A 20,546-nucleotide genomic window follows, 5' to 3' on the forward strand; every position below is an offset into this window, starting at 1 on the left:
CGGTCAGCGCAGGTTCTCGGGCGACATGTAGCGCAGGCGCCATTCCTCGAAGGACAGCGTGTCTGCGGCCTCGATGTCGCGCTGGTCCTGCACGGACTGCGCCGACCATTGCTCGAAGCGCTGCTGCTGCGCCTGGCTCCAGGGCAGGGCCAGCAGCGAATCGCGGGCCTGCTCGGAACGGGCCAGCGTGAAGCGCGAGAAGCTGTTGCCGTACTCGCCCGTCAGCTCGCCCAGCACATGGGCCGACGGCGTGCGCTCGGGATGCTCCAGGCGTTCCAGCGCCTGGGCCAGCGCGGCACTGTAATCCTGCGTGCCGTGCGTGCTGTCCAGTGCCTGGGCATAGGGGCGGCACTGGTCCAGCACTTCATGGGCCCAGTCGCGCAGCGGCACCTCGCGGCCCGCGCGCACCAGCTGCAGGCCGGGCTCGCGGCCACGCTCGGCGGTCAGGTGCTGGTTGTGCTTGAGTTCGGCGATCTCGGCCGGCGTATCGGGCGGGCTGTCGGCATTCAGGCAGTGCAGCAGGAACACGTCCAGCATGCGCATGGTGGGGGCGGCAATGCCCACATCCTCGAAGGGATCGAGGTCCATCAGGCGCACTTCCACATACTCCACTCCGCGCTCGCGCAGGGCATGCAGCGGGCGCTCGCCACGGCTGACGGTGCGCTTGGGGCGGATGGTGCCGTAGAACTCGTTCTCGATCTGCAGCAGACCCGTGCCCAGCTGGTTGTAGTCGCCGCCCGGATTGCGCACGCCCAGCATCTCGTAGGCCGGGTAGGGATGGGTCAGCGCCTCATGCAGCGAATTCGCATAGCCTTCCAGGCCGTTGTAGCTGACGTTGATGCTGGCCTGCGCATCGCTCTGGTAGCCCAGGCGGCCCATGCGCAGCGAGGTGGCATGGGGCAGGTACAGCGCCTGGCCCGTATTGCCCAGCGGCTTCAGGCCATGCTCGCGCCCCTCGACGAAACAGGGACACAGCGCGGGCGATGCGCCGTACAGATACAGCAGCACGAAGGCATGGCGCCGGAAATTGCGGATCAGCGAGAAATACTGGTCGCTGGTCACGCCGGGCAGCGACCAGTTGTAGTGGATGCCCGAAATCGTCTGCATGCGCCGGCCATAGCGATGGCCCAGGCCCATGCGGTACACGCTCTTGGATCGGCCCGAATGCGAGGAGCCATAGCGCGCCAGCGGAATCGTCTCGTCCGTGGGCAGCTGGCAGGGCATGCTGGACGACCACAGCATCTCGCCGCCCGCATCGCGCAGGCTGCGCAGCACGAACTGGTGGATCTGCACCAGCTCGTCCAGGCATTCCTGCACGCCCAGGCGCGCGCCCGTGATCAGCTCGATCTGCGATTCGCTGTAGTCGGTGGTGATGTGCGGATGCGTGAGCGCCGAGCCCAGTGCCAGGGGATGCGGCGTCAGCGCCAGGCTGCCGGAAGGCAGCACGCGCAGGCCCTCCTTTTCTATGCCACGGCGTATGCCCTTGAGCCGCTGGGGATCGGGAACCGCCATGGATGCCTGCGATGTTTTCATTCTTGTTTACCGATTCGTTGATGGGCACCGGCCCACACGGAAACCACCAGGATTCCCGGCGGACCCGACCCGGACGCCGAATGATAGAGAAACGGCAGGAAACGCGATGGCGCCTGTCCGCTTAACCACGCGTTTTGGCCTGTTGCCCCGCATGGCATCGCCGCGAGCGAAAGGAATATGTCAGAGTTTCGCCCTCCAGGCCGGCCCTGCCTTGACGCCGGGCAAGGGCAGGCCGGCCAGCGGTGAAATCACTTGCCGGCCTCCGCTTCATCAACGGGCAGCGGCCATGGCCTTGCCCACCTCCAGCGTGCCCTGCGCGGCGCCGCTGGCGGGCACCTGTTCGCCGCTGCGGTCCAGCACCTGGGCCAGTTGCGCAGCCAGTTGCTCCGGCACCTGGTCGCCCCGGCCCAGATACACGCCTTCGGTCAGCGTGATGAAGGCCGCCTCGAAGCCGCCCGCGCCTGCGCACAGCGTGGTACGTGTGGGCGCACTTTCGTGGGCCAGCACCAGCATGGCGGGCACCACGGCCTCGGGCTTGAGGGCGGCCAGCACGGCCTCGGGCATCAGGCCTTCGGTCATGCGGGTGGCCGCCGTGGGGGCCAGCGCATTCACATGGATGCCGTGCTTGGCGCCTTCGATGGCCAGCGTCTGCATGAGGCCGACCTGGGCCAGCTTGGCCGCGCCGTAGTTGGCCTGGCCGAAGTTGCCATACAGGCCCGTGGACGAGGTGGTCATCACGATGCGCCCGTAGTTCTGCGCCTGCATGTGCGGCCACACGGCCTTGCAGCAATGCGCGGCGCCCATCAGGTGCACTTCCACCACCAGGCGGAAATCATCCATGTCCATCTTGGCGAAGCTCTTGTCGCGCAGGATGCCGGCGTTGTTGACCAGGATGTCCACGCGGCCCCAGGCATCGACGGCCTGCTGCACCATGGCCTGCACGGCCGCGAAATCGGTGACCGATGCGCCGTTGGCCAGCGCCTGGCCGCCCGCCGCGCGGATCTCGTCCACCACGGCCTGGGCCGCCGTGGTCGAGCCGCCGCTGCCATCGACCGCGCCGCCCAGATCATTGACCAGCACCTTGGCGCCGCGCGCCGCCAGCGCCAGCGCATGCAGACGCCCCAGGCCGCCGCCGGCCCCCGTCACGATGGCCACGCGGCCCTCAAACTCAATCGCCATGGAGATGCTCCCTTTGTTGCATTGGATGCCGGCTCCGCCCGCCGGATGGCTAGGCGCCGGTCACCCAGCAATGTAGACGGACGCCGCCTTCATTCCGGTTGCCCAAGCGACTGCGGCAGGGCCGCCAGCCTTGTCCCCACCATTGCGTGACAAGCCTGTGGACAACCATGTGCTGGCCCGGGACTGGTGATCCAAGCGGTTGTTTTGAATGGATTTTTTTCTTTTGCCTATTTTTTAATCAAATCCACAAGTCGTCTGCCCGACTTATCCCGTCTCACCCTGAACAATCTTGTGAACAACTTTCACAGCGGGCGGGATAAGCCAGACAAGTCATTGATTCAAAAGGAAAACATGCAGCCCGCTTAAAAAACAGGCAGAAGACCCCGGATTTTCGGGCTGCGTCCCGCTTATCCACCGCGCAACCCGCATGTACGCATTTACCCCCATTCGGACTGGACAAGCATGTGGACAAGCGGCTGCAACGGCCTGATTTCGCGGTTAAGTCATTGATTTGAAATACAAGCCCTGCGATTGATTAAAAAACAGGCAAACGGCGCAATTCCGGACCTGTGCCGACCTGCTCCGTATCGCATACAAATGCAGGCTCGGCAGATCCCATCCAAAGCAGACGCCCATGAGCCAGGACTCCCCCGCCTCCTCCCCTTTTTCCCCGCCCTTCTTCACCGCCCGCCTCACGCCCAGCGGCCTGCAGGTCGATGCCTGGGCCGACCAGCCGCTGCTGCATTCGCTGGAGCAGGGCGGCGTGGACTGGCCCAGTTCCTGCCGCAACGGCACCTGCCGCACCTGCATCGGGCAGCTGGTCTCGGGCAGCGTGCGCTACGAGATCGAATGGCCGGGCGTGACGCGCGAGGAGCGGGCCGAGGGCTGCGTGCTGCCCTGCATCGCCTATCCCGAAGGCGATGTGGTGCTGCAGGACCCCGGCCCCTGAATCCGGCCAAAGCCCGCGCCGCCTGCGGCCGATGGCCGCTGGAATAGAATGTGCGCTTTCGCAAGGTCATTCCGGGTCATGCCGATTGCCGACAGCGGCTGCGCCGCGCCACACGTTCTTTGGAAGCCCACTTCTGACGCCTGCCAGGCCGAGGGAGCCGGCGCGTGTGCCGCGCCCCGTCCGCACGACCCGGCTCCTCCAGAAGGCACTCCATGAACAACTCCACGTCCCCCGTGCCCATCTCGCCGGTGGAAGACATCATTGCCGACATGCGCGCGGGCCGCATGGTCATCCTCGTCGATGAGGAAGACCGCGAGAACGAAGGCGACCTGGTGCTGGCCGCCGACCATGTCACCCCCGAGGCGATCAACTTCATGGCGCGCTTCGGCCGCGGCCTGATCTGCCTGACGCTCACGCGCGAGCGCTGCGAATACCTGAAGCTGCCGCCCATGGCCGCGCGCAACGGCACCGTGTACAGCACGGCCTTCACCGTCTCCATCGAAGCGGCCGAGGGCGTGACCACCGGCATCTCCGCCGCCGACCGCGCGCGCACCGTGCAGGCCGCCGTGGCCAAGGACTCCAAGCCCACGGATCTGGTCCAGCCCGGCCATATCTTCCCGCTGCAGGCCGTCGACGGCGGCGTGCTCATGCGCGCCGGCCATACCGAGGCCGGCTGCGACTTCGCCGCCCTGGCCGGCTGCAGCCCCGCCGCCGTGATCTGCGAGATCATGAAGGACGACGGCACCATGGCCCGCCTGCCCGACCTGCAGCTGTTCGCTGCCGAGCACGGCCTGAAGATCGGCACCATTGCCGACCTGATCCAGTACCGCAGCCGCAACGAATCCCTGCTCAGCAAGGTCGGCACGCGCCCGCTGCAGACGGCGCATGGCGAGTTCATCGCCCATGCCTTCCGCGACCTGCCCAGCCAATCCGTGCACCTGGCCCTGGTCAAGGGCCAGTGGGAAGCCGACACCCCCGTGCCCGTGCGCGTGCATGAGCCGCTGTCCGTGCTGGACGCGCTGGAGACCGGCCGCACCCTGCACTCCTGGAGCCTGGACTCCAGCCTCGAATACATCGCCCGCCAGGGCCACGGCGTGGCCGTGCTGCTCAACTGCGGCGAGACCGGCGACCAGCTTATGGCCCAGTTCGACGGCAGCGCCCGTGCCGCCCAGGCCCCCGAGCGCGGCCGCATGGACCTGCGCACCTATGGCGTGGGCGCGCAGATCCTGCGCGAATGCGGCGTGCAGCGCATGCAGCTCATGGGCCAGCCGCGCCGCCTGCCCAGCATGGCCGGCTACGGCCTCGAAATCAGCGGCTACATCCCCAAGGAATAAGAAATGTTGAACGCAGAAAAGGGCCAGGCCCAGAACCTCGACGGCGCGCAGCTGCGCGTCGGCATCGTCCAGGCCCGCTTCAATGAAAGCATCACCAACAGCCTGACCCAGGCCTGCCGCGAAGAGCTGCTGGCCCTGGGCGTGCAGGCCGGAAACATCGACCACGTCACCGTGCCCGGCGCCCTGGAAGTGCCCGTGGCGCTGCAGGCGATGGCCGAGTCCGACCGGTACGACGCCCTGGTGGCGCTGGGTTGCATCATCCGTGGGGAGACATACCACTTCGAGCTGGTGGCCAACGAATCGGGCGCGGGTGTCACGCGCCTGGCCCTGGACTACCAGCTGCCGATCGCCAACGCGATCATCACCACCGAGAACACGGAGCAGGCCATCGCGCGCCAGACCGAAAAGGGACGCGACGCGGCCCGGGTCGCCGTGGAGATGGCCAACCTGCTCCAAACCATAGCCCGAACATGAGCGACGAACAATCCACACCGGCCTCGGGCCGCCCTCCCCGCCAAAGCCGCGGCGGCCTGACCAGCACCGGCGCGCGCAAGGCCGCCTCCAAGTCCAACCGCAGCCGTGCGCGTGAATTCGCGCTGCAGGCGCTGTACCAGCACCTGGTGGGCGGCAACGACGTGGAGGCCATCGACCGCTTCACGCGCGACCTGTCCGGCTTTCACAAGGCCGACTCGGTGCACTACGACGCGCTGCTGCGCGGCTGCATCAACTCCCAGGTGGATCTGGACGCGCTGATCGCCCCCAAGCTGGACCGCACCATGGCCGAGATCTCGCCCATCGAGCACGCCAGCATGTGGATCGGCGTGTATGAATTCCAGCACTGCCCCGACGTGCCCTGGCGCGTGGTGCTCAACGAGTGCATCGAGCTGGCCAAGGAATTCGGCGGCACCGACGGCCACAAATACGTGAACGCCGTGCTCAACGGCCTGGCTCCCACGCTGCGTGCGGCCGAAGTCGAGCATGACCGTGCGGGCAAGGGCTCCGCGCCCGCGCAGCCCGCCGCCAAGGCAGACACGGCCACCGACGCGGCAGCAGATGCCGCCACGGACGCAGCAGCAGACGACGCTGCCGACCAGGCCGCCGGCTGACGCCGCGCCTCGGGTCTTCGGGGCACAGGCCCCGCCGCATCCGGCCATCCATGGCCCGCCCGCGCCTGCCGGGCGCGGGCGCCTCTTCCAGGATTTCACCCGTCATGAAGTTTTCGACCCGCGCCGACCGCATTGAGCCCTTTTACGTGATGGAGATCGCCAAGGCGGCGCAGGAGATGGCGCGCGGCTGCGCGGACAGCGACACGCCGATGATCTTCCTGAACATCGGCGAGCCCGACTTCACCGCGCCCCCGCTGGTGCAGGAGGCCGCAGCGCGCGCCGTGCAGGATGGCGCCACGCAGTACACGCCGGCCCTGGGCCTGCCCCAGCTGCGCGAGCGCATCAGCCATTGGTATGCGCAGCGCTTCGGCGTGGATGTGCCGGCGCGGCGCATCGTGGTCACGGCCGGCGCCTCGGCCGCGCTGCAGCTGGCATGCCTGGCGACCATCGACGCGGGCGACGAAATCCTCATGCCCGACCCCAGCTACCCCTGCAACCGCCACTTCGTGAGCGCAGCCGAAGGCCGGGCCGTCATGGTGCCGACCACGGCGGCCGAACGCTACCAGCTGAGCGCCGACAAGGTCGAGGCCGCCTGGAACGAGCACACGCGCGGCGTGCTGCTGGCCTCGCCCTCCAATCCCACCGGCACCTCGATTGCGCCGGCCGAGTTGCGCCGCATCCTCGACGTGGTGCGCGCCCGGGGCGGGCTGACCATCATCGACGAGATCTACCTGGGCCTGTCGCATGACGACGCCTTCGGCCAGACCGCGCTGGCGCTGGGCGAGGACGTGATCAGCATCAACAGCTTCAGCAAGTACTTCAACATGACGGGCTGGCGCCTGGGCTGGATGGTGGTGCCCGAGGCCATGGTGCCCGTGGTCGAGCGCGTGGCGCAGAACCTCTTCATCTGCGCCAGCACCGTCTCGCAGCGCGCCGCCCTGGCCTGCTTCGAGCCCGAGTCCATTGCCGAGTACGAACGCCGCCGCGCCGAGTTCAAGGCCCGGCGCGACTTCTTCATCCCTGCGCTCGAGGCCCTGGGCCTGCCCGTGCCCGTGCAGCCCGACGGCGCCTTCTACGCCTGGGCCGACTGCCGTGCCGCTGCCGCCAGGCTCGGCGTCCAGGGCAGCTGGGACTTTGCCTACGCCGTCATGGAACGCGCCCACCTGGCCATCACGCCGGGCCGCGACTTCGGCACGTTCGAGACCGCCGACTTCGTGCGCTTTTCCACGGCCAACTCCATGGAACAGCTGCAGGAGGCCGTGCGCCGCCTGCAGCGCCTGCTGGCCTGAGGCCCGCCGCACATGGCCTTCGAATTTCCCATCCGCGTCTACTGGGAGGACACCGATGCCGGCGGCATCGTGTTCTACGCCAACTATCTGAAGTTCTTCGAGCGTGCCCGCACCGAGTGGCTGCGCGCCCTGGGCATAGGCCAGCAGCAGTTGCGGGAACAAACGGGCGGCATGTTTGTCGTAACCCAGGCCCAGCTGCAATACCTGCGGGCAGCCCGGCTCGATGACCAACTCCTTGTTACCGCCGAGCTGCAAAGCAGCGGGCGCGCTTCGCTGACAATACGGCAGCAGGCGCTGCTGGCATCCGCCGGCGATGGCAATGCGCCGCCGCCCCTGTTGTGCGAAGGCACGATCCGCATTGGATGGGTGGATGGCTCGACCATGCGCCCCGCAAGAATTCCGAACCGCATCCTGGAGCAACTCTCATGAACTCCCATGACATGTCCATACTCAGCCTCGTGCTGCAGGCCAGCTGGGTCGTGCAGCTGGTCATGCTGATCCTCGTGGGCGCCTCGGTGGCCAGCTGGGCCACCATCTTCCGCAAGTCGCAGACCTTGAAGCGCGTGCGCTCGCTCAACGACGGCTTCGAGCAGGACTTCTGGTCGGGCACCAGCCTCAACGATCTCTATGCCTCGGCCGCTCACCATGCCAAGCAGGGCGGTCCCATGGAACGCATCTTCGCCAGCGGCATGCGCGAGTACCAGAAGCTGCGCGAGCGCCGCATCGCCGATGTGAACCAGTTGATGGACGGCACCCGCCGCGCCATGCGCGCCAGCTTCCAGCGCGAGATGGACGAGGTCGAGTCGGGCCTGTCCTTCCTGGGCACCGTGGGCTCGGTCTCTCCCTACATCGGCCTGTTCGGCACCGTCTGGGGCGTGATGCACGCCTTCACCGGCTTTGCCAACATGGAGCAGATCACGCTGGCCACCGTGGCCCCCGGCATTGCCGAGGCGCTGGTGGCCACGGCCATGGGCCTGTTCGCCGCCATCCCGGCCGTCACGGCCTACAACCGCTATGCCCACCAGATCGACCGCGTGGCCAGCCAGCAGGAAACCTTCATCGAAGAGTTCTCCAACATCCTGCAGCGCAACGTGGGTGCGACCGGCTCCAGCACCCCGTCCGGCCATTGAAGTCGCTCAAAGCCAGCAAGGAGTGAGCACATGCCCGCAGTAGCCTCGCGCGGCGGCCGCAGCCGCCGCACCGTCAACGAGATCAACATGGTGCCCTTCATCGACGTGATGCTGGTGCTGCTCATCATCTTCATGGTGACGGCCCCCATGCTCACGCCGGGCTCCATCAACGTGCCCAGTGCCGGCAAGGCCGCGCGCACGCCCCCGAAGCGCGCCGACGTGATGATCGACAAGGACGGCGGCATCCGCATCAAGGCCGGCAGCACCGACAAGACCGTCACGCTCAAGGAGCTGGGCGCAGCCGCCAGGAGCTGGCAGGACCAGCAAAGCGACGATAGCGCCGTGCTGATTTCGGCGGACAAGAAGCTGCCCTTCGAGACCGTGATGGCCGCCATGTCGGCCCTGCAGTCGGCCGGCGTCAAGCGCGTGGCCTTCGGCGTCAAGTCCTCCCAGTAAGCAGCGCCGCCCGCCTTCGATCCCATGCCCAACCTGCAAGACCACGACCAGTTCGCACCGCCGCGCACGCGCGGCCGCACGCGCTCGTGGGCCCTGGCCGCGGCAGCGCACGGGCTGCTTGTGGCCGCCATGCTGTGGACCGTGCGCCCCCCGAAGCAGGCCGACGAGCCCATGGTCGAGGCCGAGTTCTGGTCCACGGCCGCACCCGCTCCCGCCCTGCCCGTGCCTGCGCCACCGCCGCCACCTGCACCCGAGCCTGTTCCCCAGCCGCCACCGCCGCCGCCCGCGCCCGTGATTGCACCGCCCCCACCTCCCAAGCCGCAGGCCGTGGACGACGACCACGAGGCCGAGATCGCGCTGGAGAAGAAGCGCAAGATCGAGCAGCAAAAGAAGGAGCGCGCCGAACAGGCCGCCCGTGAGCAGCGCGAGAAGGAACGCCAGGAGCGCCTGGACAAGGAAAAGGCCGACAAGGCGGCCAAGGACAAGGCCGAGCGCGAGAAGGCGGAAAGAGCCGAGAAGGACCGCCGCGACAAGCTCGATCAGCAGAAAAAGGACAAGGCCGAGCAGGACCGCAAGGACCGCCTGGAGCAGCAAAAGAAGGACAAGGCCGAAAAGGAAAAGGCGGACAAGGAAAAAGCCGCCAAGGACAAGGCCGAGCGCGAGAAAGCCGAGAAGGCCGACAAGGAAAAGGCCGCCAAGGCCGAAGCCGAGAAGAAGGCCGCCGAGGACAAGCGCAAGAAGGAACAGGCTGCCAAGGAAGCCCGCGAGGCCAAGGAAGCCGAGGCACGCCGCCTGGAGAACATCCGCCGCATGCAGGGCCTGGCCGGCAGCGGCGGCTCGGCCGGCGAAGGCGCAGGCGGCAGCAAGAGCGGTGGCTCGGGCAGCTCGGCCGGAGGCCCCTCGGCCGGCTATGGCGCCAAGGTGGCCGCGCGCGTCAAGCCCAACATCGTCTACCCGGACGCCATCAGCGGCAATCCGCGGGCCGAGGTGCGCGTGCGCACCGCGCCCGATGGCACCATCACCGGCGCCACCATCGCCAAGTCCAGCGGCAACAAGGCCTGGGACGATGCCGTCATCCGCGCCCTGCAAAAGACCGAGACGCTGCCGCGCGACATCGATGGCCGCGTTCCTTCGGACCTGGTCATTGGATTCCGCCCGCAGGACTGAACGGGCACAGGCCCTTCATCAAAAAGCCCCGCCGGTACCTGCCTGCGGGGCTTTTTCCATCTTGCGTTGTATGCAATCCGCCACGCGCCTGCGACTTCGCTTGCGGCACCGGCCGCTTGTCCCTAGCATCCCCGTCTTTGCCGCATTCGCGGCACCCGTCCACCATCGCAAAGGAGAGAACCCATGTCCCATTCGACACGTCCCTTTGCAGTCGTGCACGCTTGAAGCCCTAGCGCCTCCAGGCCACGCTGCAGACCTGATTCCCGGCCCCGCAAGAGGCCCGGCTTTCGGCTGCGCGTGCGCTTTTCCTGATGCCTGTCCATCGAGCTTGCGGCGACTGCCCATTGCGCATTCCGCATCTGCCGGAATGTGCCCCAAGCACTCGATCGAAAGCCATTCATGGGCAATTCCCTTTCGGACACCTACATTGAGGTGTTCGCCAACCGCGGCGTCTGGATTGAAGACGCCGCCATCCAACAACTTCACACAACGGCCCGCAACCTGGCCGGCATGCGCGCCGCCGTGGGCCTGCCCGACCTGCACCCGGGCCGGGGCTACCCGGTAGGGGCGGCCTTCTTTTCCGTGGGCCGCTTCTACCCGGCCCTGGTCGGCGGCGACATCGGCTGCGGCATGTCGCTGTACAGCACGGAGCTGGCGGCGCACAAGACCTCGGCCCCCAAGCTGGAAAAGGCGGTGGGCAACATCGACGGCCCCCTGCCCCAGGAACTGCTGGACGCCGTGGACATGCAGCAGCTGGAGCACATCGCCCAGGCCAGCGGCGTGGCCGACCTGGCGTATCTGCAGGACAGCCTGGGCACCATTGGCGGCGGCAACCACTTTGCCGAACTGCAGGTGGTGGACACGCTGTACGAGGACGGTGCGCTCGACAGGAAACGCGTGCACCTCATGGTGCACAGTGGCTCGCGCGGGCTGGGCGGCGCCATCCTGCGCGCCCATGTGGAGGCCTTCAGCCACGACGGCCTGGCCGCCAGCAGCGATGACGCCACGCAGTACCTGCGCCAGCACGCGGCCGCCATCGCCTTCGCCCAGCTCAACCGCGCCAGCATTGCGGCACGCCTGCTGCGCGCCCTGCGCACGCGCGGCCAGGCCCTGCTGGACATCACCCACAACCACGTGATCGCCCACCACTGGCGCGGCGAGGACGGCTTTTTGCACCGCAAGGGCGCCACGCCGGCCGACCAGGGGCTGGTGGTGATTCCGGGTTCGCGCGGCGACTACAGCTACCTTGTGCGGCCCGTGGCCGGGCGTGACGAGGCGCTGCACTCGCTGGCACACGGCGCGGGCCGCAAGTGGGCACGCACCGATTGCATGGGCCGCCTGCGCCCGCGCTTCACGCTGGACGAGCTGCTGCGCACCCAATTCGGCAGCGCCGTGGTCTGCGCCGACCGCGAACTGGTCTACGAGGAGGCCCCCCAGGCCTACAAGGACGTGGACTCCGTCGTCGCCAGCCTGCAGGAAGCCGGCCTGGTGCAACTGGTGGCGCGGCTGCGCCCCCTGCTGACCTACAAGAAGGGAGCCATGCAATGCTGCTGATCCAGCTGACTGCATCTCACGGCCCCGCCGAGTGCGAGCATGCCGTGCGCCTGACCCTGCGCGAGCTGCTGCGCGACTGCGCTGCGCGCGGCATCGCCGTGGACGTGCTGGAGGAAACACCCACGCCAGCCGGCTACAAGTCCGTGCTGCTGCGCTGCGACGGCGACACCGGCCTGCTTCACGGCACGCTGGGCGCCTGGCTGGGCACCATCCAGTGGGTCTTCGACAGTCCCCTGCGGCCCCATCACCCGCGCAGGAACTGGTTTGTTGCCGTGCAGAAGTGCGAGCCGCCCCGGCAGTTGCCGGCAGACGGCGAAATCGTCTTCCAGGCCTGCAAGGCCTCGGGCAAGGGCGGCCAACATGTCAACACCACGGACTCCGCCGTCCATGCCCTGCATGTGCCCAGCGGGATCTCGGTGAAGGTCATGAGCGAGCGCAGCCAGCACGCCAACAAGCGGCTGGCGCGCGAGCTGCTGGCCCTGAAGCTGGCGCGCCTCAACGCGCAGGGCGAGGGCCAGGCCCGGCGCACGCGCAGCCAGCAGCACTGGGAGGTGGAGCGCGGCAGCCCCGTGAAGGTGTTCCGCGCCTGAACGCCCGGGACTAACCCCTGGCGCACATGTAGATGCCCAGGGCCAGCAGGCCCAGCATCAGCACGCGCTTGAAAACCTGGGGCGACAGCGACTGGCGCAGCCGCTCGCCCCAGGCCATGCCGGCCAGGGCGGGCAGCAGCATCAGTGCGGAAACCAGGGCCGTGGCCCCCCAGCCCGTCCAGGACGAAGCGGCATGGCCCGGCCCCTGCGCCAGCGCCATGCCCGCGCCCAGCGCCAGCGTGGACACCGTGAAGCACAGGCCCATGGCCTGCATCAGCGCCTGCCGGCCCAGCGCCAGCGATTGCAAAAAGGCCACGGCCGGCACCACGAACACGCCGGTCAACGCCGTGATCCCGCCCGTCAACAGACCACACAACAGGCCCAGCCAGGCCTGATGCCTCTGCGGCAACTGCAGGCCCGGCCCCCACAGGCCCCACAGGGCATAAATAACCAGGGCCACGCCCAGCGCCGAGCGCGCCACGGCGGCCTCGCCCACCGGGCCCCACCACAGCATGCCGCCCACCGTGCCCGCGACAATGCCCAGCTGCATCCAGCCCAGGCGCCGCAGCAGAGGCCGCAGCGATGGCATAGGCCGCATCTGCACCACATTGGTCACCAGGGACGGCAGCAGCAGCCAGGCCGCCGCCTGCCCGGCCGGCATGAACAGCGCCAGCAGCGCCATGGACACCGTGGGCAGGCCCAGGCCCACCACTCCCTTGACGACACCGGCCAGCCCGAACACGGCCACCGCCGCCGCCAGCACCCACCACGCATCCCACATCACGGCCACCCTGCACTTTCACTGACTTGGCTCAGGCCTTTCCTGAACCTCATGGCGCCATGTTCGTGCACCATCGCAGGGATCACAATCGGGAATCTTCAAACCAAGGCTCAGGCATGGCCTGATCCTTCAGCACCACAGTCCATGCGATTCGACCTCACCGACCTGCAGCTGTTCGTCCATATCCTCGACTGCGGCACGCTCACGGCGGCGGCCGGGCGCGCGCACATGACCCTGGCCTCGGCCAGCGAGCGCGTGCGCGGCATGGAGGCGCAACTGGGCTGCGCCCTGCTCGCGCGCCAGGCACGCGGCGTGCGGCCCACGGCGGCCGGCCACACGCTGGGCCAGCATGCGCGTGACGTTCTGGCACGAATGCAACGCCTGCGCGGCGACATGGCCGAGTACGGCGCGGGCCTGGCCGGGCATGTGCGCGTATGCGGCAACACCTCGGCCGTGAGCGAGCACCTGCCGCTGGCCGTGGCCGGATTCCTGCGCAACCATCCGCGCGTGGCGCTGGAGCTGCAGGAATGCCGCAGCGCCGAAGTGCTGGACCGGCTGCGCCAGGGCCTGTGCGACATCGGCGTGGCCAGCGATGCCCAGGACCTGCGCGGCCTGCAGGCCACGCCCTGGCGCCCCGACCCGCTGGTGGCCGTGCTGCCGCGCGCCCACCGCCTGGCCCGGCGCAAACGGCTGGCCTTGCAGGACCTGCTGACCGAAGACTGGGTAGGCCTGCCGCACGATGCCGCCCTGCAGGTGCTGGTGCGCCAGCAGGCCGCCTTGCTGGAAGGGCCGTCAGGAGGGCAGTTGCGCTGGCGCGCCCAGCTGCAGCACCTGGACAGCATCTGCCAGTTGGTGGGCCAGGGCGTGGGCGTGGCCGTCATGCCCACCGCCGCCGCGCAGCGCCTGGCCCCGGCCAGCGGCGCCCGCGCCGTGCCCTTGAGCGATGCCTGGGCCCGGCGCCAGCTGCTGCTGTGCACGGCCCGGGAAGACCAGTTGCCCGCCCATGCAAGGCAGTTGCTGGTGCATCTGAAAGGACTGGGCCTGGCGGAGCCATAGCGAACCGTGTTGGAAAGCGCGATGCGGGACAATACGGGGATCATGACCCTCAAAGCCCCCGAACTGCTGCTGCCGGCCGGCTCGCTCGACAAGATGCGTGCGGCCTACGACTTTGGCGCCGATGCCATCTACGCCGGGCAACCCCGCTACAGCCTGCGCGCACGCAACAACGAATTCCGCCTCGAACAGATCGCCCAGGGCATCTCCGAGGCGCATGCGCGGGGCAAGAAATTCTTCGTCACCAGCAACCTGATCGCCCACAACGACAAGGTGCGCACCTATATCCGCGACATCGAGCCCGTGATCGAGTGCAAGCCCGACGCGCTGATCATGGCCGACCCCGGCCTGATCATGATGGTCAAGGAAAAGTGGCCCGAGACCGAGGTGCATCTCTCGGTGCAGGCCAACACCACCAACTGGGCCACGGTGAAGTTCTGGCAGAAGGCCGGCGTCTCGCGCATCATCCTGTCGCGCGAGCTGTCGCTGGACGAGATCGAGAAGATCCGCCAGGAATGCCCGGACATGGAGATCGAGGTCTTCGTGCACGGCGCGCTGTGCATCGCCTACTCGGGCCGCTGCCTGCTGTCGGGCTACTTCAACCGGCGCGATCCCAACCAGGGCACCTGCACCAATGCCTGCCGCTGGGACTACAAGACGCATGACGCGGCCGTGGATCCCAATACCGGCGAGGCCCTGGCCCAGACCATGGAGCAGGACTTCAGCTTCGAGAAGGCCCGCGAGGAAGCCGACAGCCAGTTCACCAGCACCTGCGGCGACGGCGCGCGCCACCCCAAGGCCGAGCAGGTCTACCTGCTGGAGGAAAAGGGCCGCCCCGGCGAGCTGATGCCCATCATGGAAGACGAGCACGGCACCTACATCATGAACTCCAAGGACCTGCGCGCCGTGGAGCATGTGGAGCGCCTGGTGAAGATCGGCGTGGACTCGCTCAAGATCGAGGGCCGCACCAAGAGCCTGTACTACGTGGCCCGCACGGCCCAGGTCTACCGCCGCGCCATCGACGATGCCGTGGCCGGCCGCCCCTTCAACCCGCACCTGATCACCGAGCTCGAAGGCCTGGCCAACCGTGGCTACACGGGCGGCCTGCTGGAGCGCCGTCCCTCGCAGGACTACCAGAACTACGAGACCGGCCACTCGGTGCTGCAGCGCAGCCACTTCGTGGGCGAGGTGCGCAGCTATGCCGACGGCATGGCCGAGGTGGAGACCAAGAACCGCTTCTCGGTGGGCGATACGCTGGAGATCATCCACCCGCAGGGCAACCGCCAGGTGCTGCTGGAGAAGATGTTCAACCTCGACGGCGAACCCGTGCAGGTCGCCCAGGGCAACCCGATCCGCGTGCGCATTCCGCTGGATGCGCCGGCCGAGGGTGCGCTGATCTCGCGCCTGCTGTGAAGCCGGGGCGCAGGCCGCCCTGCCCTCCTTGCCCGTGATTTTTTCCTGGCGGCTGTCCAGGGCCATTGCTGCAATGGCCTGGAGCGGCCGCCGTTCCTTTCATTCCTCATTTCTGCACTGCCATGGACATCGTCGTCAACGAAGAACTCAAGGCCTACATCGACCCGCTGACCCCCGATGAACTCGACGCGCTGGAGCGCAGCATCGTGGCCGAAGGCTGCCGCGACGCGCTCGTGCTCTGGAACGACCTGCTCATCGACGGCCACAACCGCTACGCCATCTGCCAAAAGCACGGCCTGCCCTTCAACACCGTGCAGGCCACGCAGTTCAAGAACATGGACGACGTGCACCTGTGGATGATCGACCAGCACCTGGGCCGCCGCAGCGTGTCCGACTTCCAGCGCGGCGTGCTGGCGCTGCGCAAGCGCGAGATCATTGCCACGCGCCGCTCGGCCGCCGCCGCGGCCGTGATGGCCGCCAAGGCCGATGCGCCCCAGGCCGAGGGTGAAGCCCCCTGGGAAGGCGAGACCGACCCCGTGGTCGCCGCCGCCCTGGCCAGCGTGGCCAAGGTGCCCGACGAGGCCCTGGACACGCGCGAAGCCCTGGCCCGCGTGGCCCGCCTGTCCAGCAGCCAGGTCAAGCTGATCGAGACCATCCAGCAAAAGGCCGCGCCCGAAGTGGTGGCCGCCGTGCGCTCGGGCGACATCTCGCTGAGCACCGCCGCCGTGGTCGCCAGCCTGCCCGTGGACGAGCAGCAGGCCGTGGCCGCCGCAGGCGCCGACGAACTCAAGCAGGCCGCCAAGCGCGTGCGCGATGCCAAGAAAAAGTCCAAGGCCGCCAAGCCCGAAGCTGAAGCGGCCGACGGCGAAGGTGCGGCCGTGACCGCCTCACCCGAGGAGCTGCAGCAGCGCGTGAACGAACTCGAAGCCGAGAACGAGCGCCTGCGCCAGCAGATCAAGGCGCTGCAGGAACTGCTGGCCGAGCAAGGCTGAAGCGGCGCCCGCACCCAAGCACGCACGCCGCCATGACGCGCTACCAGGAGCTGGCCGACGATATCGAGGCATCCATCACCGCAGGCGTTCTGTGCCCAGGTGACAAGCTGCCCTCGGTGCGCCAGACCAGCGAGCGGCGCGGCGTCAGCGCCTCCACCGTCTTCCAGGCCTACTACCTGCTGGAGGCGCGCGGCTTGGTGCGCGCGCGCGAGCGATCGGGCTACTTCGTGGCCCAGCGCCCGCGCAGCGCGCCGCCCGAGCCTACCGAGCCGTCTTCGCCCGAAGGCGACAGCTTTGCCGTGGTCGATGTGAGCGAGCGCGTGTTCGAGGTGCTGGAGTCAGCCATGGACCGCGATGTCGTGCCCCTGGGCTCGGCCTTTCCCTCGCCGGGCCTGTTCCCGCTGCGCCGCCTGGGCCAGTGCCTGGCGCATGCCGCGCGCGAGGCCGACCCACGCAGCGCCATCGACGACCTCACGCCCGGCAGCCTGGCGCTGCGCCGCCAGATCGCACGCCGCTACCTGGCCGACGGCCTGGCGCTGACGCCAGCCGATCTGGTCATCACCAACGGCGCGCTGGAGGCTCTGAACCTGTGCCTGGCCGCCGTCACGCGGCCCGGCGGCGCCGTGGTCATAGAGTCGCCCTGCTTCTATGGCGCGCTGCAGGCGCTGGAGCGCATGGGCCTGTCGGCCATCGAGGTGCCCACCCATCCGGGCGAGGGCATGGACCTGAACGCGCTGGAGTCAGCACTGCAGCGCCACCGGCCCCAGGCCATCTGGCTGATGACCTGCTTTCAGAACCCGCTGGGCAGCCTCATGCCAGAGGCGCGCAAACGCGCACTGGTGGAGCTGGTCACGCGCCACCGCGTGCCGCTGATCGAAGACGACGTGTACGGCGAGCTGTACTTCGGAGAGCGCCGCCCGCCGCCGGCCAAGACCTTCGACACCGAAGGCTGGGTGCTGCACTGCAGCTCGTTCTCCAAATGGCTGGCGCCGGGCTGGCGCACGGGCTGGGCCGCCCCCGGGCGCTTCACGCGCGCCGTGGCCCGGCAAAAGCTCACCACCACGCTGGCCACGAATGCACCCACCCAGCAGGCGCTGTCCGACTACCTGGAAAGCGGCGGCGCCGACCGCCACCTGCGCCGCCTGCGCCAGAGCCTGGCCCTGCAGCGGGACCACATGGCATCGGCCATTGCCCGCCACTTTCCACAAGGCACGCGGGCCACGCGGCCCGAGGGCGGCTACTTCATGTGGATAGAGCTGCCGCCGTACTGCAATGCGCTGGCCCTGCACCGCGCGGCGCTGGCGCGCGGCATCAGCGTGGCGCCGGGGCCGATCTTCTCGGCCTCGCAGGCCTTCGGCCACTGCCTGCGGCTGAACTACGGCCATGACTGGAGCGACGAGACCGGGCAGGCCCTGGCCACGCTGGGCGAACTGGCCCGCGCAATGCAGCCCCTTCCAACAGCAAAAGCAGCAAGGTAAGCGCCCGCTGCGCTGGCAGCACCTGCTGCGCTGTAGCGCCCGGGCAACGCGGCCCGGCACAGCTGCTGTCAGCCTGGTGCCGAGCTGGATGATTCTCATTTAGACTCGCACCCCGAACCGGCATCGCCGCCATGCATGCTGACCGGTCCTTGTCTCCTGCTTCCGCCTCGCCCGCCGCCACGCGTCCTGCAGCCTGCCAGCCGACCCTTCAGCGCTGCACCAATCCCAGAGGCACAAAGGAAGTTTTCCATGGTTTCCAGCAATCACTGCGCCACGCTCACACGCTGCGCGGCCGCTGTCGCCGCCGCCCTGCTGTCGCTGCAGGCGTCGGCACAGGCGCCATCCCCCACCACCACCGCACCCGAGGCCGGCCTGTCCGCCATCACCGTCACGGGCAACTGGCTGGACAACCCCACCGAGGAAAAGGTGCTGGACCATGCCGGCGCGCGCACCATCGTCGAACGGGCACGCATCGAGGAAACCGGCTCCTCCAGCCTGCGCGACGTGCTGCGCCTGGTGCCCGGCGTGCAGGTGCAGGACAGCAACGGCACGGGCGGCAGCGACGTGTCGCTGAACATCGGCGTGCGCGGCCTGACGGCACGCCTGTCGCCGCGCTCGTATGTGCTGATGGACGGCGTGCCCGTCTCCTACGCGCCCTACGGCCAGCCCCAGCTGTCGCTGGCGCCCGTGTCGCTGGGCAACCTGGAGTCGGTGGACGTGATCCGCGGCGCGGGCTCGGTGCGCTACGGCCCCCAGAACGTGGGCGGCATCATCAACTTCGTCACGCGCGCCATTCCCAAGACCTTCGCGGCCGAGGCCTCGGTGGGCACCGAGATCTACAGCCACGGCGGCAATGCCAAGACCACGCCCAGCCTCTTCGTGGGCGGCACCAACGAATCCGGCCTGGGCCTGGCCCTGCTGTACTCGGGCACGCATGGCGACGGCTGGCGCGCAGGCAATGACAAGACCGACATCGACGACATCCTGCTCAAGGGCGCCTACCGCATCTCGGCCCAGGACGACATCGCCGTCTCACTGCACCACTTCGAGGGCTCGGGCCGCATGCCCGGCGGCCTGACCACGGCGCAGTACGCGGCCGACCCGTTCCAGTCCACGCGCTCCTACGACAGCTTCGACGGCCGCCGCACCGATGCCTCGTTCAAGTACAACCACAAGGACGGGCGCAACAACTTCGAGGTGCTGGGCTACTACGTGGACTCGTTCCGCGGCAGCTACATCGAGCAGGACAACGCCAACCAGCGTCGCCTGACGGCCGCGCCGCGCAGCTACCACTACTTCGGCATCGAGCCGCGCTACTCGCGCCTGTTCGAGACCGGCTCCGTGGTGCAGGAAGTCAGCGTGGGCTACCGCTACCTCAAGGAAAGCAGCTCCGAGGTCGCGCTGCGCACCGCCTACTACAACCCAGCCACCATGGCCAACGCGATGGCCCTGCCGATCACGCCCTACCAGACCAGCCAGGGCGGCACCACGGCCCATGCCTTCTATATCGATGACCGCATCGACATCGGCAACTGGACCATCACGCCCGGCGTGCGCTACGAACGCATCAACTCCTTCAACAACGTCAGCAACCTGGGCGCCGATGGCAGCACCGTCACCAGCCAGCTGTTCCCCAAGGCCGATGCAAGCGAGTTCCTGCCCACGCTGTCCGTGCTCTACCGCATGAATGCGCAGTGGTCGCTGTTCGCCAACGCGGGCAAGTCCTTTGGCCCGCAGCAGTACGCGCAGCTGGCCCAGACCGAGCGCGGCCTGCATCCCGAATCGGCCAAGACCTATGAGGTGGGCACGCACTACAACAGCCCGGCGCTGAACGCCGAGCTGACGCTGTTCAACATCGACTTCGACAAGGAACTGCTGCTGACCCGCGTGGGCGTGGACGGCATCTGGACCGACCTGGGCGCCACGCGCCACCGCGGCATCGAGTCCTCGCTGCGCTACGACCTGGGCCAGTGGAATGCCGCGCTCAAGGGACTGACGGCGGGTGTGTCCTATACCTATACCGAGGCCGTCTCGCGCGCCGGCGATTTCGCGGGGCGCGACCTGCCGCTGTACTCGCGCCACACGGGCCAGCTGTGGGCGCGCTATGCGCTGGGGCAGTGGACGCTGAATGCGGACCTGGCCGCGCAATCGAAGCAGCGCTCTCCGGGGTCGGGCACGCAGTATGTGACGCAGGAAGATGCTGCGGGGCGGCTGGGTGATATCCCCGGGTTTGCGACCGTGGGCCTGCGTGCGGGCTATGACTTTGGCAAGTCGCTGAGCAATCTGCGGGTGGCCGTGGGGGTCAAGAATCTGTTCGATCGCAGGTACTACACGCGGTCTACGGATAACAACGGGGGCAAGTATGTGGGGATGCCTCGGACGTTGTATGTGCAGGGGACGTTGCCGTTCTGAGGCTGCTATTGCAGGGGCCTGATCTTTTTGGTCCCTGCCGGGTGGTATTTTTCTGAGGCCGGGTCTCGGCCCGGCAGCCGACTGCCCTTTCTTGATTCGCCAAGAAAGGTCAGATCAAAGAAGGCGACCC

The 20,546-nt window shown here is 68.1% G+C and carries 19 protein-coding genes; 16 read left to right on the top strand and 3 right to left on the bottom strand.

Going from position 1 to position 20,546, the window contains the following annotated elements; all coding sequences use genetic code 11:
- Positions 1 to 3: 3 nt before the first annotated feature.
- Both gshA and DA1_RS25430 read right to left on the bottom strand, forming a co-directional pair.
- Complete coding sequence (gene gshA, locus DA1_RS25425; RefSeq protein WP_034391539.1) at positions 4 to 1,533, bottom strand: glutamate--cysteine ligase; 1,530 nt, start codon at positions 1,531 to 1,533, stop codon at positions 4 to 6.
- Between the two features lie 270 nt (positions 1,534 to 1,803).
- Positions 1,804 to 2,712, bottom strand: a complete 909-nt coding sequence (locus tag DA1_RS25430) for an SDR family NAD(P)-dependent oxidoreductase (protein WP_034391538.1) — start codon at positions 2,710 to 2,712, stop codon at positions 1,804 to 1,806.
- A gap of 634 nt (positions 2,713 to 3,346) precedes the next feature.
- Here DA1_RS25430 and DA1_RS25435 point away from each other — a divergent pair.
- The 11 genes from DA1_RS25435 (at position 3,347) to prfH (ending at position 12,287) form a co-directional block, all read left to right on the top strand.
- Positions 3,347 to 3,661 carry a 2Fe-2S iron-sulfur cluster-binding protein gene (locus tag DA1_RS25435; RefSeq protein ID WP_016450460.1) on the top strand — a complete coding sequence of 105 codons (315 nt, stop codon included), beginning with the start codon at positions 3,347 to 3,349 and terminating at the stop codon, positions 3,659 to 3,661.
- A 212-nt stretch (positions 3,662 to 3,873) separates the two neighbouring features.
- A complete protein-coding gene (ribBA, locus tag DA1_RS25440) occupies positions 3,874 to 4,995 on the top strand; it encodes a bifunctional 3,4-dihydroxy-2-butanone-4-phosphate synthase/GTP cyclohydrolase II (RefSeq protein WP_013803408.1) in 1,122 nt (373 codons plus the stop codon).
- Between the two features lie 3 nt (positions 4,996 to 4,998).
- Positions 4,999 to 5,469: a 6,7-dimethyl-8-ribityllumazine synthase gene (ribH, locus tag DA1_RS25445; protein ID WP_012204386.1), complete on the top strand. Its 471-nt coding sequence runs from the start codon at positions 4,999 to 5,001 to the stop codon at positions 5,467 to 5,469.
- Positions 5,466 to 6,101 (top strand): transcription antitermination factor NusB, encoded by a 636-nt coding sequence (gene nusB, locus DA1_RS25450; protein WP_013803409.1) that lies wholly within the window; start codon positions 5,466 to 5,468, stop codon positions 6,099 to 6,101. Before ribH ends, nusB begins: the two co-directional genes overlap by 4 nt.
- A gap of 104 nt (positions 6,102 to 6,205) precedes the next feature.
- On the top strand, positions 6,206 to 7,390 hold the full coding sequence (locus DA1_RS25455) for a pyridoxal phosphate-dependent aminotransferase (RefSeq protein ID WP_034391536.1): 1,185 nt from the start codon (positions 6,206 to 6,208) through the stop codon (positions 7,388 to 7,390).
- A 12-nt stretch (positions 7,391 to 7,402) separates the two neighbouring features.
- Positions 7,403 to 7,819, top strand: a complete 417-nt coding sequence (gene ybgC, locus DA1_RS25460; RefSeq protein ID WP_016450455.1) for a tol-pal system-associated acyl-CoA thioesterase — start codon at positions 7,403 to 7,405, stop codon at positions 7,817 to 7,819.
- On the top strand, positions 7,816 to 8,520 hold the full coding sequence (gene tolQ, locus DA1_RS25465; protein WP_012204382.1) for a protein TolQ: 705 nt from the start codon (positions 7,816 to 7,818) through the stop codon (positions 8,518 to 8,520). Before ybgC ends, tolQ begins: the two co-directional genes overlap by 4 nt.
- Before the next feature lie 30 nt (positions 8,521 to 8,550).
- Positions 8,551 to 8,976, top strand: coding sequence for an ExbD/TolR family protein (locus tag DA1_RS25470; RefSeq protein WP_012204381.1), 426 nt, complete (start codon positions 8,551 to 8,553; stop codon positions 8,974 to 8,976).
- 24 nt (positions 8,977 to 9,000) lie between these two features.
- Complete coding sequence (gene tolA, locus DA1_RS25475; RefSeq protein ID WP_034391532.1) at positions 9,001 to 10,143, top strand: cell envelope integrity protein TolA; 1,143 nt, start codon at positions 9,001 to 9,003, stop codon at positions 10,141 to 10,143.
- A 399-nt stretch (positions 10,144 to 10,542) separates the two neighbouring features.
- Entirely contained in the window at positions 10,543 to 11,697 is a 1,155-nt protein-coding gene (locus DA1_RS25480; RefSeq protein ID WP_034391530.1) for an RNA ligase RtcB family protein, read from the top strand.
- Positions 11,688 to 12,287, top strand: a complete 600-nt coding sequence (prfH, locus tag DA1_RS25485) for a peptide chain release factor H (RefSeq protein ID WP_034391528.1) — start codon at positions 11,688 to 11,690, stop codon at positions 12,285 to 12,287. The genes DA1_RS25480 and prfH overlap by 10 nt, the downstream gene beginning before the upstream one ends.
- Before the next feature lie 10 nt (positions 12,288 to 12,297).
- Here the strand turns inward: prfH and DA1_RS25490 are convergent, their stop codons facing one another.
- Positions 12,298 to 13,068, bottom strand: a complete 771-nt coding sequence (locus DA1_RS25490; RefSeq protein WP_034391525.1) for a sulfite exporter TauE/SafE family protein — start codon at positions 13,066 to 13,068, stop codon at positions 12,298 to 12,300.
- Between the two features lie 144 nt (positions 13,069 to 13,212).
- On the opposite strand from DA1_RS25490, the gene DA1_RS25495 reads away from it, so the two are divergent.
- From DA1_RS25495 to DA1_RS25515, 5 genes are all read left to right on the top strand, one after another.
- Positions 13,213 to 14,124: a LysR family transcriptional regulator gene (locus DA1_RS25495; protein ID WP_034391523.1), complete on the top strand. Its 912-nt coding sequence runs from the start codon at positions 13,213 to 13,215 to the stop codon at positions 14,122 to 14,124.
- Between the two features lie 21 nt (positions 14,125 to 14,145).
- Positions 14,146 to 15,534, top strand: coding sequence for a prephenate-dependent tRNA uridine(34) hydroxylase TrhP (trhP, locus tag DA1_RS25500; protein ID WP_012204375.1), 1,389 nt, complete (start codon positions 14,146 to 14,148; stop codon positions 15,532 to 15,534).
- Between the two features lie 122 nt (positions 15,535 to 15,656).
- Entirely contained in the window at positions 15,657 to 16,526 is an 870-nt protein-coding gene (locus DA1_RS25505; RefSeq protein ID WP_034391521.1) for a plasmid replication/partition related protein, read from the top strand.
- Positions 16,527 to 16,558: 32 nt separating this feature from the next.
- Positions 16,559 to 18,004 carry an aminotransferase-like domain-containing protein gene (locus DA1_RS25510; protein ID WP_034391519.1) on the top strand — a complete coding sequence of 482 codons (1,446 nt, stop codon included), beginning with the start codon at positions 16,559 to 16,561 and terminating at the stop codon, positions 18,002 to 18,004.
- Between the two features lie 249 nt (positions 18,005 to 18,253).
- The gene (locus DA1_RS25515) at positions 18,254 to 20,416 is read left to right on the top strand and encodes a TonB-dependent receptor family protein (protein WP_012204372.1); all 2,163 of its coding nucleotides are present in this window, start codon (positions 18,254 to 18,256) and stop codon (positions 20,414 to 20,416) included.
- Positions 20,417 to 20,546 lie beyond the last annotated feature (130 nt).

Source organism: Delftia acidovorans NBRC 14950 (assembly GCF_001598795.1).
Classification (GTDB): Bacteria; Pseudomonadota; Gammaproteobacteria; order Burkholderiales; family Burkholderiaceae_C; genus Comamonas; species Comamonas acidovorans.